Annotated in this window: 17 protein-coding genes; 6 read left to right on the forward strand and 11 right to left on the reverse strand. The window is 66.8% G+C overall.

Going from position 1 to position 15847, the window contains the following annotated elements; genetic code table 11:
* Positions 1-11 precede the first annotated feature (11 nt).
* From argC to ACR9Y6_RS08840, 5 genes are read right to left on the reverse strand one after another with little or no spacing between them, the layout of a single operon-like run.
* Complete coding sequence (gene argC, locus ACR9Y6_RS08820; protein WP_481280948.1) at positions 12-959, reverse strand: N-acetyl-gamma-glutamyl-phosphate reductase; 948 nt, start codon at positions 957-959, stop codon at positions 12-14.
* Between the two features lie 6 nt (positions 960-965).
* Positions 966-2282, reverse strand: a complete 1317-nt coding sequence (locus tag ACR9Y6_RS08825; protein WP_481280949.1) for an acetylglutamate kinase — start codon at positions 2280-2282, stop codon at positions 966-968.
* On the reverse strand, positions 2272-3369 hold the full coding sequence (locus ACR9Y6_RS08830) for an acetylornithine deacetylase (protein WP_481280950.1): 1098 nt from the start codon (positions 3367-3369) through the stop codon (positions 2272-2274). The genes ACR9Y6_RS08825 and ACR9Y6_RS08830 overlap by 11 nt, the downstream gene beginning before the upstream one ends.
* 9 nt (positions 3370-3378) lie before the next feature.
* The gene (locus ACR9Y6_RS08835) at positions 3379-4584 is read right to left on the reverse strand and encodes an argininosuccinate synthase (RefSeq protein ID WP_426287278.1); all 1206 of its coding nucleotides are present in this window, start codon (positions 4582-4584) and stop codon (positions 3379-3381) included.
* 42 nt (positions 4585-4626) lie between these two features.
* Positions 4627-5661 carry an N-acetylornithine carbamoyltransferase gene (locus ACR9Y6_RS08840; protein WP_481280951.1) on the reverse strand — a complete coding sequence of 345 codons (1035 nt, stop codon included), beginning with the start codon at positions 5659-5661 and terminating at the stop codon, positions 4627-4629.
* A 49-nt stretch (positions 5662-5710) separates the two neighbouring features.
* On the opposite strand from ACR9Y6_RS08840, the gene ACR9Y6_RS08845 reads away from it, so the two are divergent.
* Entirely contained in the window at positions 5711-5869 is a 159-nt protein-coding gene (locus ACR9Y6_RS08845) for a hypothetical protein (RefSeq protein WP_481280952.1), read from the forward strand.
* A gap of 306 nt (positions 5870-6175) precedes the next feature.
* Here ACR9Y6_RS08845 and ACR9Y6_RS08850 read toward each other — a convergent pair whose 3' ends face one another.
* The gene (locus ACR9Y6_RS08850; protein ID WP_306851298.1) at positions 6176-6739 is read right to left on the reverse strand and encodes a glycine zipper 2TM domain-containing protein; all 564 of its coding nucleotides are present in this window, start codon (positions 6737-6739) and stop codon (positions 6176-6178) included.
* A gap of 204 nt (positions 6740-6943) precedes the next feature.
* Between ACR9Y6_RS08850 and cysS the strand changes: the two genes are divergently transcribed.
* Both cysS and ACR9Y6_RS08860 read left to right on the forward strand, forming a co-directional pair.
* Positions 6944-8323 carry a cysteine--tRNA ligase gene (cysS, locus tag ACR9Y6_RS08855; RefSeq protein ID WP_481280953.1) on the forward strand — a complete coding sequence of 460 codons (1380 nt, stop codon included), beginning with the start codon at positions 6944-6946 and terminating at the stop codon, positions 8321-8323.
* Entirely contained in the window at positions 8320-8757 is a 438-nt protein-coding gene (locus ACR9Y6_RS08860) for a SufE family protein (protein WP_481280954.1), read from the forward strand. The genes cysS and ACR9Y6_RS08860 overlap by 4 nt, the downstream gene beginning before the upstream one ends.
* Positions 8758-8827: 70 nt before the next feature.
* On the opposite strand, the gene dksA is transcribed toward ACR9Y6_RS08860, so the two are convergent.
* Positions 8828-9943: an RNA polymerase-binding protein DksA gene (gene dksA, locus ACR9Y6_RS08865; RefSeq protein ID WP_481280955.1), complete on the reverse strand. Its 1116-nt coding sequence runs from the start codon at positions 9941-9943 to the stop codon at positions 8828-8830.
* Positions 9944-10113: 170 nt separating this feature from the next.
* Between dksA and yidD the strand changes: the two genes are divergently transcribed.
* The 3 genes from yidD to ACR9Y6_RS08880 are packed head-to-tail and all read left to right on the forward strand — an operon-like array spanning position 10114 to position 12438.
* On the forward strand, positions 10114-10320 hold the full coding sequence (yidD, locus tag ACR9Y6_RS08870) for a membrane protein insertion efficiency factor YidD (protein ID WP_481282710.1): 207 nt from the start codon (positions 10114-10116) through the stop codon (positions 10318-10320).
* Positions 10313-11650, forward strand: a complete 1338-nt coding sequence (locus ACR9Y6_RS08875) for a dihydroorotase (protein ID WP_481280956.1) — start codon at positions 10313-10315, stop codon at positions 11648-11650. The genes yidD and ACR9Y6_RS08875 overlap by 8 nt, the downstream gene beginning before the upstream one ends.
* Positions 11647-12438 carry a M23 family metallopeptidase gene (locus ACR9Y6_RS08880; RefSeq protein WP_481280957.1) on the forward strand — a complete coding sequence of 264 codons (792 nt, stop codon included), beginning with the start codon at positions 11647-11649 and terminating at the stop codon, positions 12436-12438. Before ACR9Y6_RS08875 ends, ACR9Y6_RS08880 begins: the two co-directional genes overlap by 4 nt.
* A 170-nt stretch (positions 12439-12608) precedes the next feature.
* On the opposite strand, the gene folE2 is transcribed toward ACR9Y6_RS08880, so the two are convergent.
* The 4 genes from folE2 to ubiG form a co-directional block, all read right to left on the reverse strand.
* Entirely contained in the window at positions 12609-13532 is a 924-nt protein-coding gene (gene folE2 / locus ACR9Y6_RS08885; RefSeq protein WP_481280958.1) for a GTP cyclohydrolase FolE2, read from the reverse strand.
* A 97-nt stretch (positions 13533-13629) separates the two neighbouring features.
* Entirely contained in the window at positions 13630-14466 is an 837-nt protein-coding gene (locus tag ACR9Y6_RS08890; RefSeq protein ID WP_481280959.1) for a squalene/phytoene synthase family protein, read from the reverse strand.
* Positions 14463-15143: an HAD family hydrolase gene (locus ACR9Y6_RS08895; protein ID WP_481280960.1), complete on the reverse strand. Its 681-nt coding sequence runs from the start codon at positions 15141-15143 to the stop codon at positions 14463-14465. Before ACR9Y6_RS08895 ends, ACR9Y6_RS08890 begins: the two co-directional genes overlap by 4 nt.
* Positions 15140-15847 (reverse strand): bifunctional 2-polyprenyl-6-hydroxyphenol methylase/3-demethylubiquinol 3-O-methyltransferase UbiG, encoded by a 708-nt coding sequence (ubiG, locus tag ACR9Y6_RS08900; RefSeq protein WP_481280961.1) that lies wholly within the window; start codon positions 15845-15847, stop codon positions 15140-15142. Before ubiG ends, ACR9Y6_RS08895 begins: the two co-directional genes overlap by 4 nt.

Here is a 15847-nt window from a genome sequence, read left to right on the forward strand (position 1 = left end):
ATTCCTTCCGCTTAGAGCGGGATGGCGGTCAGCTCGTCGAAACCGAGCGCGCGATTGACGTTCTGCATCGCCTGCGTGGCGGCGCCCTTGAGCAAGTTGTCCAGCGTGGCGACCACGACGACACGACGGCCGTCGGCCGAGAGGGCGAATCCACCCACGTCCAGGTGGTGCTTATGCGCCACCTGGCTCACCCACGGCGCCTCGTCCACCACGTGGACCAGCTTTTCCTTCTCGAAGCGTGCCTCGAAGCGGCGGACGATCTCTTCGCGCTTGGCCGGCTTGGCGAGGTACAGGTTGGTGGTGACCGTCAGGCCGCGGAAGTGCGGCGCCACGTGCGGCATGAATTCCACGGGCAGGCCAAGGTGGCGGCTGGCCTCCTTCTCGTGCATGTGGCCGGTGAGCGAATACGGCATCAGGTTGTCGCGCAGCTTCTCCGGATCGTTGCGGTCGGATGGCGTCGTGCCCGCCCCGGAATAGCCGGACACGCCGAACGAGACCGGTGGCGCGGCCAGCAGGTCCTTCACCGGCGCGATCGACACCTGGATCGCGGTGGCGTAGCACCCCGGATTGCTGATGCGCTTCTCGCCGCGCCAGCGATCGCGATACAACTCGGGCAAGCCGTAATACCAGCGCTCGTCGAAGCGATAGTCGGCGGAGAGGTCGACGATCACCGTCGCGACCGCGGCCTTGTCGATCGCTTCCACGTAAGGAGCGGCCTTGCCATTGGGCAGGGCCAGGATCACCACGTCGGCCGCCGCCGCTGCGACGGCGGCGGGATCGAGGTTGCCATAGGTGAGTTCGCCCTCGTAGGCATCGCTATGATCGGCCAGGCGCTGGCCGTCCAGTTCGCGCGAGGACACGAAGGCCAGCTCCAGGCCCGGATGGCTGGCGATGAGCTTGATCAGTTCCGCGCCCGTATGACCGCGTGCGCCGACGATGCCGATGGTCTTCTTGGCCATGAGCGTTCAGTCCTGCAGGGTGGGTTCGCGCGTGGCGCAATGCGCGACGCAACGTTCGATGTCGGCGAAGTTGTCCAGGCCGTACCAGAAGACCTTCCAACGGGCCTGCTTGAAGCAGCCGTCCGACTCCGCGTAATAGAAATGGTTGATCACGTTGCCGTGACGCGACCGCCAGAACAGCCGGGGATTCTCGTCCCGCATCACCTGCCATACGGCGCGCCCGAGACCTTCGCCCTGGGCTTCATCGAGCACCGCGAACTTGTCCAGGTAGGCGAACCCTTCCTCCGCGGTCAGCACCATCGCCGCCCGGTAGTTTTCCGAGACATAGAGACGGTAGAGGTCGGTACGCTCGAAGTAGTCGTCCACGAGGGTACGGCCAAAGCTCGATTCGATCAGCTGCCGCATGCGGGCCAGGTCGACGCCCTCCCACGACTCGAAACGGAGCACGCGTTCGCCACGACGCACGAGCGTGCCGGAACCCTTGTGCGTGAACAGTTCCTTGGCCAGTTCCGCCGGCCTCGTGATCGAGACCGACGAGGTCAGCGGCAGGTCGTCGAGGAGATCCTTGATCTGTTCGATCTTCAGGCGCATGCCCGAGTGCAGCCACGGCTGCTGGATCAGCTGCTCGTATTCGGTCGAGAGGTTGATCGAATCGATGACGTTGCCGTCGCCGTCGAGCAAGCCGCCCGTGCCGGTCAGGAATACGATCTTGTACGGCTGCAGCACGCGGACCAGCTCGTTCGCGGCGAAGTCGGCGTTGATGTTGAGGATCTGCCCCGAATCGGTCTCGCCCAGGCTGGCGATCACCGGGATCGAACCCGCACGCAGGCTGGCCTCGATGGGAGCCAGGTTGATGGCGCGCACGCGGCCCACGAGGCCGAAGGTCGCCTGGTCCATGAAGTCCGCCGTGAACACGCCGGAGGGCACGGAGGTGGCGCGTGTATCGGCTTCCTGCAGTGCTTCCACCAGGCGCAGGTTCTGCGCCTGGAACACGCGACGGACGATCGCCAGTGCTTCCGGCGAGGTCACCCGCAGGCCGTTGACGGTTTTCTTCTCGATGCCGGCCGCGGAGAGTTCCTCGTCGAGTTGCGGACCGGCGCCATGCAACACGATGGGCGTGAGGCCCACCTGCTGCAGGAACGACAGCGACGAGGTGAGGTCGGGCAGTTCGTCTCGCAGCACCGCGCCACCGACCTTCACCACGGCGAACCGCGCGGCGTCCAGCTGCGAGAAGCGCTTCAGGTATTGCTGTATCTCGCGTGCGCTACCCATGGAGGACAGCAGGCGCACGATGGTTCTGCGGGTATGTTTATTAGAGTCCACTGTCCACGATCCGATGGATGGTCTGGGCGTAATGAGCCAGCTGGTCGAGCGCGACCCACTCGTCGGCGCTATGCGCCTGCGCGATATCGCCGGGGCCATAGACGAAGGAGGTGTAGCCGGCCTTCGAGAACAGCGCGGATTCGGTCCAGAAATCGACCGCGTTGCCGACAGGGATACCCAGTTCATCGGCGAGGTCGCGGGCGGCCAGGCGGCGCGCCTCGGCCGTCGCGGTGTCGCCCGCCGGCAACGAATCGCCACGGAACGTCTCGCCGTACTCGACAGGATGCGGCTCGACGAGGGTGCGGAAGGCTTCAAGCAGGTGGTCGGCATCCATCGACGGCAACGGACGGAAGCCGAAACGGACATCCGCCGTCGGCGCGATCACGTTGGCCTTGATGCCGCCCTCGACCTTGCCGATATTGAAACGCAGGCCGGTGAGGCCGCCGAAGCGTTCGTGCGATTGCGCCTGCACGTGGTCGAGCGCGGCGGCTCCCCAGCGGATCGCCTGGTGCAGCGCGCTGTCCGAGGGCTTCTGCTCGCCGGAGGCGTGGCCCGCCCTGCCCTGGAACCGCATCTGCACGGAATGGATGCCCCGATGCGCCAGCACGGCCTCGCCCTTGGTCGGCTCCGCGACGATGATCGCCTCGTAGTCGCGCGGCGTCTTCAGGAAGCCGTCGATGCAACGCGCGTCGTTGGCTTCCTCGTCGGTCGACAACAGCAATGCCATGTCGCCCTGCGAGGCGTTGGCGACCGCGACCAGCGCGGCCGCGGCACCCTTGATGTCGCATGCGCCGAGGCCGATGGCACGGTCTTCCGTCACCCGCAGCTCGAACGGGCTGGCCGTCCAGTGCGGGGAATCGGGCACGGTGTCCAGGTGCACGTTGAACAGGTACCGGGGCGTACCGCGCACGGCGTAGAGATTCACGGCACCGGCACCGAAATCCGTCACCCGCACGTCGAAGCCCGGAAGGTTCGCGCGCAGATAATCGAAGATCCCGTCGGTGCCGATGGTTCGTGGCGGGTTGCGCGTGTCGAAGCCGACCAGCGCGCGCAGATGGGTGAGCGTGTCCTTGAGTAGCGTATCCATGGGTACGGATCAGTTCCCGTTGGCGCGGTCGACTTCCGCCCAGAGCGTGGAGCTCATGCCGTAGAGCTTGATGAAGCCCTCGGCCTCGGCCACGCCCCAGTCGGCGGCCTGGGCATACGTCGCCTTGGCCGACTGCAGGATGTTCTTCGACTCCACCTTCACCGCGTAGACGGTGCCACCGCGGGTCTCGATGATCACCTTGCCGTCGACCTTGCGCTGGGTGGAGACGAGGAAGGCTTCGAGATCGGTCTTGACCGGATCGTTGAAGAACCCTTCGTACGCCACCTCGGTCCACTTGCGGCCGATCTCGGGCTTGAAGCGGTTCTGCTGCTTGGACAGCACCGTTTCCTCCAGCGCGCGGTGCGCGGTCAGCAACGCCGTGAGCGCGGGCGCCTCGAACACGATGCGCCCCTTCAGGCCGATGTTGGTATCGCCTGTGTACATGCTGCGGCCGACGCCATACTTCGCCAGCTCACGGTTGAGGAAACCGAGGATCTCCGGACCCGACGCCGGCTTGCCATCGAGCGACACCGCCGTGCCCTTCTCGAAACCCAGTTCGATCCGCAACGGTTCGGACGGCCATTCGGAACGCGGCGCGCACCAGCCCACGGCACCTTCGCCCGGGATCTCCCATGCGTCGATCTCGCCACCGGAGATGGTCACGCCGAGCACGTTCTCGTTGATGGTGTAGTGCTTGGTCTTGGCGCGTACTTCGAAGCCCTTGTCCTCGAGGTACTTCTGCTCGTAGGCGCGAACCTGGGTGTGCTCGCGCTGGATCTCGCGGATGGGAGCGACGATGGTGTAGTCGCCCAGCGCCTTCACGGTCAGGTCGAAGCGGACCTGGTCGTTGCCCATGCCGGTGCAACCGTGCGCGAAGAACTTCGTGCCGAGTTCGTCGCAGCGCTCGAGCGAGGCCTTCACGATGAGGTAGCGATCCGACACCAGCAACGGGTACTGGCCCTGGTAGAACTCCCCGGCCCAGATCAGCGGAGTGACGAAGCTGTCCCAGATCGCCTGGGCGGCATCCACGGTGCGGTGCGAGGCCGCGCCCAGCTCATGGGCGCGCTGCTCGATGTACTCACGCTCCTCGGACGAGACGCCGCCGGTGTCGACGAACACGGTATGCACCGCATAGCCGCGTTCGATGAGGTAAGGGACGCAAAAGCTGGTGTCGAGGCCGCCCGAGAAGGCGAGGACGATATCTTTGCTGGACATGCTGGCTCCGAAGGAAAGCGATGGACGATCGGGAAAGATGAATCAGAAACCGAGGCCGGACTTCACGCCCGACGACTGTGAGATGAGCGAGGCCATGACCGCCTTCTGCACGTGCAGGCGGTTCTCGGCCTCGTCGATGGCGATGCAGGCCGGCGAGTCCATCACCGCGTCGGTCGCCTTGATGTTCCGGCGAAGTGGCAGGCAATGGCTGAAAAGACCGTTGTTGGTCAGCGCCATCTTGGCCTCGTCGACGATGAAATGCTTGTTGGCGTCGCGTATCGCCTTCTCTTCGTCCCAGCGGCCGAAGTAGGGAATGGCGCCCCAGCTCTTCGCGTAGATCACATCCGCCCCGCGATAGGCCGCCTCGATATCGTGCGACACCTGCAGCGAACCGCCGTTCTCACGTGCGTTGCTCCTGGCGAACGCCATGTATCGCTCGTCGAGGACATATTCCGGCGTCGGGCACAGCAAGGTCACGTCCATGCCCATCTTCGTCGCGATCAACAAGGCCGAATTGGCGACCGCCGTGTTCAACGGCTTCGGGTGGTAGGTCCAGGTCAGGACGTATTTCCTGTTCTGCAGGTCGCCCAGGTGCTCCCTCAGGGCCAGTGCGTGGGCCAGTTCCTGGCACGGATGGGTAATCGTCTCGAGGTTGATCACGGGCACGGTGGCGTACTGCGCGAAGGCCGCCAGCACCTTGTCCTGCCGATCCACCGACCAGTCGACGAACTTCGGGAAGGCGCGCACGCCGATGAGGTCCACGTAGCGCGAGAGCACGCGGGCCACCTCGGCGATATGTTCCTCGGTGTCGCCGTCCATCACCGATCCGACCTCGAACTCGATCGGCCACGCATCCTTGCCTGGCGAAAGCACCACCGCATGTCCGCCCAACTGAAAGGCACCCAGTTCGAAGCTCGTCCGCGTGCGCATGGACGAGTTGAAGAACATCAGCGCGATCGACTTGCCGGCCAGTTGCTGGCCCTGTGGCGAACGCTTGAACTCCGCGGCCTGCTCAAGCAGGGCGTCGAGTTCGGCGCGGCTGTAGTCCTGGGTGGAAAGGAAGTGGCGAACGGTCATGGCAATCCAGTTCGGTCGGTGGCCGCGGGGCCGTGAAGGAGAGAGAGGAATGAAAAACAAAAAAACCCGGCGCATGGCCGGGTTTTTAGTCGGTACGAATGAAACGCGCGCGACAGCCTACCCGGCCAGTGGTCCGATGTACGGTCGACGAGCACGCGAGGTCATTCCTGCGGCCATACGGGCGCTGGTAAGGATGATCGCGGTGTAGACGGCGTGGGTCACGGCAAGGTCTGGAAAGGTGGAACCGCGATCATGCCGGGATTTGGTGCGGCGCGCAACACGCCCGGTTCTCCCTGGCGGGAGAGCTCAGGCGGGAGAGCTCCAGATGGGAGCCGACCTTGTCGGCGAAGGGTGCTTGCCCTACCCCGGCCCGCTGCCGCGGGATCGCCGACAAGGTCGGCTCCCACCGGTACCCAAGGATTCCCACCGGAATCAAAAGGCCCCTACCAAAACCGGGAACCAAAAAAAGGCCGCGATCGCTCGCGGCCTTTCTTGTTTAGAGGCGGGACGGAGGTCAGTCCGCCGGCGCCACGCTCACGCGGACACGCAGGCGCTCGCCCGGATCGTAGTTCAGGCGGGAGACGTAGACCTCCCCGCGATAGCGGTATTCGACGTCGTAGCCGGCGATGCGGCGCTGCTCGGACACCGAGCTGACATCACGGCAACGCGTTTCGGTGCTTTCGTAGGTGCGGTCGCCATTGCGGGCTATGCCGTTGCCGACCGCGCCGCCGGCGACGGCACCGACCACCGTGGCGGCCTTGCGGCCGTCACCCTTGCCGACGGTGTTGCCGAGCACGCCACCCACGACGGCGCCGAGAATGGTGCCTGCCGTGCTGTTGCCGCTGGATTCACGGCGGACGACGGGCTGGTCGTAGCACTCCTGACGCGGGGTCTCGATGCGGGCCACGCCGTACACCGGGTCGACGCGCAGGACGTCCGCCCAGCCGTAATGGGTATTGTCGTCCGGGCCCGCGGAGGGGCCGGGGCCCGGAGGACCGGGAACGTAGCGACCGTCCTGGGCACTGACGCCGGTGGCGAACAGGGCGAGAATGAGCGCGGGGATGAGCAGGCGAGACATTTAGGAAAACCTCCAGCCAGGCGCACGAATGGCGCCTACTGGCTAGCATTTCAGCAAGTTCACGCTGAATCCACGCTTAGAACCGGCGGGCGAAATCATGACGTCCCGTGTCAACCGATTCCGGCCCCGCGCGTGCGTCCCCTCCGGGTGGGCTTGCTATCATCTCCGGATGGCCCGCACGCCGCTCCCGTCCACGGATTCCCGATGCCGATTTCGCTCTACAACACCTTGTCACGCCGCATGGAGGCGTTCACCCCCCTCGATCCGCAGCGGGTGACGATGTACGTGTGCGGGCCCACGGTCTACAACTACATCCACATCGGCAACGCCCGGCCACCGGTCGTCTTCGACGTGCTGGCCCGCCTGATCCGCCGGCATTACCCGAACCTGGTCTACGCCCGGAACATCACCGACGTGGACGACAAGATCAATGCCGCCGCGGCCGCCGCCGGGGTGCCGATCGCGACGATCACCGATCGTTACACCCAGGCCTACCGCGACGACATGGCCCGCCTCGGCGTCGCTCCGCCCGATGTCGAGCCGCACGCCACCGCGCACATCCCGCAGATCGTGACGATGATCGAGCGCCTGATCGCCAGCGGCCACGCGTACGAGGCCGAAGGCCATGTGCTGTTCCACGTCGAGTCGTTTCCCGCCTATGGCGCCCTGTCGGGGCGCGACCCGGAAGAACTGCTGGCCGGCGCGCGCGTCGAGGTGGCGCCGTACAAGAAGAGTCCGGGCGACTTCGTGCTGTGGAAACCCTCGGACGCGAGCCTCCCCGGCTGGGACAGCCCCTGGGGCCGCGGCCGCCCGGGTTGGCACATCGAGTGCTCCGCCATGAGCGAGGCCCACCTCGGCGAGACGATCGATATCCATGCCGGTGGCGTGGACCTCACCTTCCCGCACCACGAGAACGAGATCGCCCAGAGCGTCTGCGCGCATGGCGGCAAGACCTTCGCCCGGTACTGGCTGCACAACGGCATGCTCACGTTCGAGGGCCGGAAGATGTCCAAGTCGCTGGGCAATGTGCTCCAGTTGCACGAGCTGCTCGGCAAGCACCCTGCGGAGGCGCTGCGCCTCATGCTCCTGCGCGGCCATTACCGCCAGCCGCTGGACTGGTCCGAAGCCGCGATGACCCAATCCGTACGTACGCTCGACGGCTGGTACGGCGTCCTGCGCGACATGGCCGACGTGGACGCCGGCGAGGCGGTCGTGCCCGAGTCCGTCGAAAGCACGCTCTGCGACGACCTGAATACGCCCCAGGCGCTGGCCGAGATATCGCAGCTGGCCGATGCGGCCCGCCGCGCCACCGGCGCGGCACGCGGTCCGGCCAAGGCCGCGCTGCTAGGCGGCGCCGCCCTGCTCGGCCTGCTGCAGCAGGAGCCGGAAGCCTGGTTCCGCCAGGGCAACCCGGGCGAGGCTGTCGACGCGGCCGCCATCGAGGCGCTGCTCGAGGAGCGCCGCGCGGCACGCGCGGCGAAGGATTTCGCCCGCTCGGACGCCATCCGCGACCAGCTCAAGGCATGGGGCATCGCGATCGAGGACGGCGCGCAAGGCACGCGCTGGAGCGTGGTGAAGGCATGAACGAGCCGATGGAAGCCACGGCCACCGAAGCACAGGCCGCGATCGCGGAGGAATTCGCCTTCTTCGGTGACTGGACCGAGCGTTACCAGTACCTGATCGACCTCGGCCGCCAGCTACCGCCCTTCCCCGACGAGCGGAAGACCGAGGAAAACCGCGTGCACGGCTGCCAGTCGATGGTCTGGCTGATTCCATCGGGCGACGCATCGAGGATGCACTTCGACGCCGCCAGCGACTCCGCCATCGTCTCCGGGTTGATCGCCCTGGTGTTGCGGGTCTACTCCGGCCGTTCCGCGCGCGAGATCGTCGACACCGAGCCCTCGTTCATCCAGGAGATCGGCCTCGCCAAGCACCTTTCGCCCACCCGGTCGAACGGGCTCGCGGCGATGCTCGCGAAGTTGAAGGCCTACGCGGCGGAGACGTTGGCCCGGAGCTGAGCGGACGCCGGAAAGCAAGACGGCCCCGCGATGCGGAGCCGTCTCGTGGCGCAACCACAACAGGATGGAATCAGTCGCCCATCTGCTTCTGCAGGTGTTCGCGGCGCTCCTGCGCATCGAGCGACAGCGTGGCGATCGGGCGGGCGTCGAGACGGTCCACGCCGATTTCCTCGTCGGTTTCCTCGCAGAAACCATAGCGGCCTTCCTCGATCCGGCGAAGGGCCTTGTCGATCTTGGAGATCAGCTTGCGGTAACGATCGCGCGTACGCAGTTCGAGCGAGTTCTCGGTCTCGCGCGTGGCGCGTTCGGCTTCGTCACCCACGTCACGGACTTCCTCACGGAGGTTGTCCATCGTCTGGCGCGATTCCTCGACCAGCTGTTCGCGCCAGTCCTTCAGCTTGTTGCGGAAATAGGCGAGCTGACGAGGATTCATGTACTCCTCGTCGTCGTTCGGCTTGTAACCCTTGGGCAGGTCGATGACGGTGGAAGCCGGCAGCGCATAGCGGCCGTCTTCGCGCGTGATGCCGTTGTCGGCGGTATTGGAGGCAGTGCTATTCATGCTGGATTGAGCGGACTTCTCGTTTCTGGATGAGGTGGAACTGCCCACCGCGGACGCCGTCCGGGGTGTCGCAGTGGCAACGGCCGATGCCGTGCGCCCCTTCTCGGGCGCGGCGGCGGGGGTGGCCGGTGCGGTCTTCTTGGCTGCCGGCGTGGATACCGGAGCGGGTGCGGCCTTTACAGGCGCCGCGGATGTCTTCTTCGCGGGCGTCGCGGGCGTCTTCTTCGCCGGCGCCTTGGTCACGGCGGGCGCGGCTTTCTTCGCCGGGGCGGCGGGGGCGGTCTTCGCCGCCACCTTGGTGGCCACCTTCGTAGCCGGCTTCGGTGTCGCCTTGGGCGCCGCCGTCTTGGCCGTCTTCGCCGACGCCGCCTTCGGAGGGGCTTTCGCCGGGGCTTTCTTCGCCACGGGTTTCGGTGCCGTCTTCTTGGCAGGCGCGGCTGTCTTCTTCGGGGCTGCCTTGGCGGCCGCCTTCGTCGCGGACTTGACCGCGGCCTGGACGGCCTTCTTCGCCGGCGCCTTGGCCGCCTTCACCGCGGCCGTTGTCTTCCTGGTCGCCTTCACATCACCGGCCCCGCCCTTCTTGGCGGCACCCTTGGCAGCTGTGGAACTACGAGCAATTTTCGCCATTTCCTTCACCTCGGTGGCCGTGGCGGCGGGGTGTTATAGCCCAGATGCGTTACCCCAGCAACCTATCTTCTGGGATACTGTCGATTGGCCCTACGCCGGTCGACACCGGACTCACAGTGACCCGCCTCCTCTTATCCCTGCTCTCTGCGTACAAACGATGGCTGAGCCCGATGCTGGGGGCTCGATGCCGGTTCCATCCATCCTGTTCCGATTATGCACGGGTTGCCATAGCGCGCTTCGGCCCGATGCGCGGCGCGACCCTGGGTGCGTGGCGCATCCTGCGCTGCCAGCCGCTTTGCGAAGGCGGCCACGACCCCGTTCCGGAACATTTCATCCTGCGCCGCTGCGGCGCCCAAGGAGCACATACCCATGACTGACGCCTGGCTCATCAAGAACGCCGAACTGGTCAACGAAGGCCGGCGTTTCACCGCCGACGTCCGCCTCCGCGATGGAAAAATCGCGACCATCGCGCAGAGTCTGGAAAAAGATCGTGACGAAGAGGTTATCGACGCCTCCGGCCTGTGGCTGCTGCCCGGCATGATCGACGACCAGGTCCACTTCCGCGAGCCCGGCCTCACCCAGAAGGCCGATATCGCCAGCGAATCCCGCGCCTGCGCCGCCGGCGGCATCACCAGCTTCATGGAAATGCCCAACACCAAGCCGCCCGCCCTGGACCGCGACTCGCTGGAGGCGAAGTACGCCCGCGCCGCGGAAACCTCCGTGGTCAACTATGCGTTCTACCTCGGCGCCAGCAACGACAACCTGGAAGCGATCCGCGCGCTCGATCCGAAGAGCGCTCCCGGCATCAAGGTCTTCATGGGCGCGTCGACGGGCAACATGCTCGTCGACAACCCGGAAACGCTCGACCACATCTTCCGCGACGCGCCCACGCCGATCATCACGCATTGCGAAGACACGCCGATGATCGACGCCAACCTGGCAAAGGCGCATGCGGTCTACGGCGAGGACATCCCGGCCCGCGAACATCCCCTGATCCGTTCGCGGGAGGCTTGCATCAAGTCCACCCGGCTGGCCATATCCCTGGCGAAGAAGCACGGCACCCGCCTGCACGTGCTGCACATCTCCACCGCCGACGAACTGGCCCTGTTCGAACCGGGCCCGATCGAAGGCAAGAAGATCACCGCCGAGACCTGCGTGCACTTCCTGCACTTCGCGGCGCCGGATTACGAGCGCCTCGGTTTCCTGATCAAGTGCAATCCGGCGATCAAGGACGAAACCGACCGTGAGGCCATCACCAAGGCGCTGGCCGAGGGCAGGCTCGACGTGCTCGCGACGGACCACGCGCCGCACCTGCTCGAGGAAAAGGCGCAGAAGTACGACAAGGCGCCGTCGGGCCTGCCACTGGTGCAGTTCGCCTTGCAGGCGGCACTGGAGCGCGTGTTCGAGGGCAAGCTCACCCTGGAGCGCGTCGTCGAGGCGGTCAGCCATGCACCGGCCAAGCTTTTCGACGTCGACAAGCGCGGTTTCCTCCGCGAAGGCTACGCGGCCGACCTCGTGCTGGTGGATCCGAAACGCCGGCACACGGTGACGCGCGAGGAAGTCCTGTCCAAGTGCGGCTGGTCGCCGTTCGAAGGCACGACGTTCAGCAGCAGCATCGCCGCGACCTTCGTCAATGGCCAGCGTGTGTGGGATGGCCGGAACGTGGACGGCAACATCCGCGGCCAGCGTCTCGCGTTCGATCGATGAGAGGATTCGCAAGCGTGTTCGCCACGCTCGTGCTTCCCGCGCTCGCGGTCGCGGCCGTCCCCGACCTGCCCGCCAGCGTCTCGCAAGGAGGCCTCGTCATCGGCCATGCGGTGCCCGGCACGCGCGTCACCGTGGCCGGCAAGCCGGTGCATGTGGGCGACGACGGCCTCTTCGTCTTCGGCGCCGGACGCGACGAACGCGGGCCTATCGTCGTCACCCTCGGAAATACGCGGCGCAGTGTCGCGGTCTCGCCGCGTGACTGGCCTGTCGAGCGCGTGAATGGCGTCCCGCCGAAAACGGTGAACCCGCCACCGGAGATCGCCGCGCGGATCGAACGCGAGCAGGCCGAGGTGGTCGCCGCGCGCGATCGCGACGATGCCCGCGAGGACTTCGTCCGGGGTTTCACCTGGCCGGTGAGCGGACGCATCAGCGGACGCTTCGGCAACCAGCGGATCTACAACGGCGATCCCAAGGCGCCGCATTCGGGCATGGATATCGCCGTGCCCGAAGGCACCCCGGTGAAAGCCCCGGCCGATGGCGTGATCACCTTCGCCAAACCGGACCTCTACCTCACCGGCGGCACCGTGCTGCTCGACCACGGCTTTGGCCTGTCGTCGAACTTCCTGCACCTGTCGCGGATCGATGTGAAGGTCGGCGAGCGGGTGCGCCAGGGCCAGGTGATCGGCGCGGCGGGCAAGACCGGGCGTGCCACCGGTCCGCACCTGCACTGGGGTTTCAACTGGTTCGGCACGCGCCTGGACCCGCTGCTGCTGCCGGGCATCCACTGAGACGCAGCAACCGACTGATGACAGGCCTTGGTGAGGCAGGTCTTGGTGGGAGCCGACCCTGTCGGCGATGGAGGCTTGCCGTAACCTCGCCCGCTGCCGCGGGATCGCCGACAAGGTCGGCTCCCACCAGGTTGTTGTGACCTGGTCCGCGCCAGGACTGGTTAGCGGCTTCAGCGCACCTTCGAAGCGAACGCCACCGCGTCGTGCGGATGCAGGCTCTCATGATGTGCCACGCGAAGGTGGAAGTCGGCGATGTTCGGGTCGGCTTCCAGCGCTTTCTGGATACGTCGCGCGGCATCCTCGCAGAACATGAGGTTCTGTCCGTTGGCCAGCGCGAAGGCCTGTTCGTCCGCGCGCTTCACCGCCGTCTGCACCGGCGTGCCCAGCGCCGATTCCACGTTGTCGATCATGCCGATCAGCGGGAAGACGCCCTCGCCCGTGGGGCGCACGCGGATGGTGGCAGTGCTGCGTTGCGCATGTGGCGTGGCGACGATGCCCTGCTCCGTGCCCAGCCAGGCCAATATGGTCTCGCGGTCCAGTGGTTCGCCCGCCGAGAACGTCTTCGCGAAATTATCCTGGATCAGCTGGCGTGACAGCGCCGCCGAGGCCGGGCAGGTCGACGAATAGAGGACGTCCGTGGTGATCTCGATGCGGAAAGCGTCGCCGCTGAGTGTCGCGTCGATGGTGATCGGATAGGCGCGCCAGCCACTGTTTTCGCTGCGAAGCGACTTGCGGCGCACCAGGTGCTCGAAACCGATGGTAATCCGGGCGTGGTCCGAGAGGCCCTCGTGCGAGGCCAGGAACGATTCCAGGAGCGCACGGATACCGCCCACCGTGAGAGGTCCGGCCGAAAGGGCATCCGAGACCAGCAGGTAGAGCCGCGACATGTGGATGCCACGCGCTTCCGGCTTGTTGAGGTTGACGAAGGCCCCCACCCGAGCCCCCGTGGAGCGCACGTCGCCATCCCCCGCGTCGAAAGCGACGGGCATCTCCATGCCGTCCATCCCGACCCAGTCGAGCGTGCCGATGGCCAGGGCATGCTCCTGCGACGCCACGTCGGGCAGCAGGCGGGTCGGGGAATCGTGGATGTACATCGGGAAGGTCCTTGGGACGTGCCGGTATGCGGCTTACCGTGCCCGACATGGGGGCCAGGAGGGTGGGCTCAATGGTCCTTGCGGGGAAACGATCCGTTCAGGTAAATCGCGCGGCGTGGCGCGCCGCGAGCCAGGCACGGAGGGCGGTGGCCGGACCGGAGCGCGATTGGCGGCGGTGCAGCTCGGCCAGCGGTTCGCCCGCGCGCGCCGCGCCACGGGCCGTGGACAGCGCCGTGCGGCCCTCCAGCCCGCGAAAGGTGCTGAGCGGCTCGCCCAGCGCCAACGCTTCGCGCAGCCCGCCGGCGAGTTCGCCCAGCTGCGCGCGCAGCGCCTCGCGCCGCGCCGGGGAATCGGTCTTCAGGTGCGCGCGCGCGAGGCCATGGCGGGCCAGCCGCGTCATCGGCAATGGCAGGCGCTCACGCTCGGCGTCCAGTTCCAGCCGCGACAACGCGAAGACGAGGTGCGACAGCGTGGCGATCCGCGACGCCGATTCCACTGGCGCGCCGGGGCCGAACCACCAGGCGTTTTCCAGGGTCGCCAGCGCGCCGTGCAGGCCACGGGACGCGGCGACCTGGGCGCCGAAATCCGACGGCGTGCCCTGTTCCAGTTGCGCCATGGCCGCGAGCACGGGAGCCAGCCACATGTTCGCCGGGATGGCGCGTGCGCGATCGCCGCCGAACAGCAGCTTGGTAAGCGGGTGGCGTCCACCGCTGGCGGCGGCGCCGGAGAGTTCCTCCGCCCACCATTGCAGCTTGGCCGCGGCCACCTGCGGCTCGCGAATGCCGTAGGCCGAGGAGACCAGCTCCTGTTCGAACGCGGCCAGCGCGACCCGTTCGTCGCGCATGCGTTCGTCCACGAAGCCGAGCGCGACCCGCTGTTGCGGCTGCACGGCGAGCCACTTGTCGACGAAGCTCCCGGTCGCACCGTCGATCACGCGGCAACCTCCCCCACGCCGAGCAGGACGGCCAGTTCATCGGCATGATCCAGCACGGCATCGGCACCCCAGGCATCCGGATCGCCACCGTCGAGATAGCCCCAGCGCACCGCCACGGTGAAGAGCCCGGCGGCATGGCCCGCGAGGACGTCGCGGCGGTCGTCGCCGACGTACACCGAGCGGGTGGGATCGCAGCCCGCCAGTGCGCAGGCATGCAGCACGGGTGCGGGATCGGGTTTCTTCACCGGCAGGGTATCGCCGGAGACGACGGCGGCGGGCTTCCAGTGCGGAACGGCCCGCGGCAGCAAGGCGTCGGTGAGGAAGCCGGGCTTGTTGGTGACGATGCCCCAGCGGATGCCCGCCGCGCCGAGCGCCGCGAGCAGGGGCTCGACGCCATCGAAGACCACGGTGTGGCTGGCCATGCACGCCTCGTACAGTTCGAGGTAGCGCGGAACGAGCTTCAGCAGCTCGTCCGGGGCGATGCCCGGGAAGCCGGCGCCGATGATGGCGCGCGACCCACGCGAGACCACGGGACGCACGCGCTCGTACGGCGGCGGTGCGACACCCTGCTCCTCGCACAGTTCAAGCAAGGCCGCGTACAGCTCGTGGGCGCTATCGAGCAGGGTACCGTCGAGGTCGAAGAACACGCCCTCGGGCTTGAAGGGAAGCCGGCTCATGCCGTCTTCCTGGCCGCCAGCACATAGTTCACCGCCGTGTTGGCCGACAGGCTGGCGTTGCGCGTGAGCGGGTTGTAGGCCAGGCCCTTGATGTCCTCCAGCTCGAGGTCGAAGCGGCGCAGCATCGTGGCCACTTCGGAAGGCTTGAGGAACTGCGCGTAATGGTGCGTGCCACGCGGCAGCAGGCGCATGAGGTATTCGGCGCCCACGATCGCCGCACCGAACGCGGCCGGCGTGCGATTGAGCGTGGACAGGAACAGCTGGCCGCCGGGCTTGAGCATCGCCGAGAGATCGCGGACCAGTTCGGCCGGGTCGGGCACGTGCTCTATCAGCTCCATGCAGCAAACCACGTCGAACGAGGCCGGTTCGGCTTCCGCCAGCGCGGTGGACGACTGCACGCGGTAGTCGACCTGCACGTTCGACTCGAACAGGTGCAGCTTCGCGATCTCGATGAGCTTTTCACCGAGGTCGATGGCCGTGACGTTCGCGCCGGCGCGCGCCAGCGCCTCGCTGAGCAGGCCGCCACCACAACCGACGTCCGCCACCTTGGCGCCACGGAGGTTGGCGTGGCCGGCGACATAGGCGGCGCGCACCGGATTCAGGTCGTGCAAGGGACGCGATTCGCCATCGGGGTCCCACCAGCGCGCGGCGAGCTTTTCGAAGCGCGCGATTTCTTCCGCGCTGACGTTGGTGTTGTTCTGCAT

This window comes from Luteibacter sp. TLI7-4A (genome assembly GCF_056754745.1).

What these genes read in the sequence shown, in the direction of transcription:
- ACR9Y6_RS08830 (WP_481280950.1), bottom strand. Translation starts at nt 3,369, where the DNA reads ATGGATACGCTACTCAAGGACACGCTCACCCATCTGCGCGCGCTGGTC.
- ACR9Y6_RS08880 (WP_481280957.1), top strand. Translation starts at nt 11,647, where the DNA reads ATGAGAGGATTCGCAAGCGTGTTCGCCACGCTCGTGCTTCCCGCGCTC.
- folE2 (WP_481280958.1), bottom strand. Translation starts at nt 13,532, where the DNA reads ATGTACATCCACGATTCCCCGACCCGCCTGCTGCCCGACGTGGCGTCG.
- ACR9Y6_RS08845 (WP_481280952.1), top strand. Translation starts at nt 5,711, where the DNA reads ATGAAAAACAAAAAAACCCGGCGCATGGCCGGGTTTTTAGTCGGTACG.
- ACR9Y6_RS08860 (WP_481280954.1), top strand. Translation starts at nt 8,320, where the DNA reads ATGAACGAGCCGATGGAAGCCACGGCCACCGAAGCACAGGCCGCGATC.
- dksA (WP_481280955.1), bottom strand. Translation starts at nt 9,943, where the DNA reads ATGGCGAAAATTGCTCGTAGTTCCACAGCTGCCAAGGGTGCCGCCAAG.
- ACR9Y6_RS08850 (WP_306851298.1), bottom strand. Translation starts at nt 6,739, where the DNA reads ATGTCTCGCCTGCTCATCCCCGCGCTCATTCTCGCCCTGTTCGCCACC.
- ACR9Y6_RS08835 (WP_426287278.1), bottom strand. Translation starts at nt 4,584, where the DNA reads ATGTCCAGCAAAGATATCGTCCTCGCCTTCTCGGGCGGCCTCGACACC.
- yidD (WP_481282710.1), top strand. Translation starts at nt 10,114, where the DNA reads ATGCTGGGGGCTCGATGCCGGTTCCATCCATCCTGTTCCGATTATGCA.
- ACR9Y6_RS08895 (WP_481280960.1), bottom strand. Translation starts at nt 15,143, where the DNA reads ATGAGCCGGCTTCCCTTCAAGCCCGAGGGCGTGTTCTTCGACCTCGAC.
- argC (WP_481280948.1), bottom strand. Translation starts at nt 959, where the DNA reads ATGGCCAAGAAGACCATCGGCATCGTCGGCGCACGCGGTCATACGGGC.
- ACR9Y6_RS08875 (WP_481280956.1), top strand. Translation starts at nt 10,313, where the DNA reads ATGACTGACGCCTGGCTCATCAAGAACGCCGAACTGGTCAACGAAGGC.
- ACR9Y6_RS08840 (WP_481280951.1), bottom strand. Translation starts at nt 5,661, where the DNA reads ATGACCGTTCGCCACTTCCTTTCCACCCAGGACTACAGCCGCGCCGAA.
- ubiG (WP_481280961.1), bottom strand. Translation starts at nt 15,847, where the DNA reads ATGCAGAACAACACCAACGTCAGCGCGGAAGAAATCGCGCGCTTCGAA.
- cysS (WP_481280953.1), top strand. Translation starts at nt 6,944, where the DNA reads ATGCCGATTTCGCTCTACAACACCTTGTCACGCCGCATGGAGGCGTTC.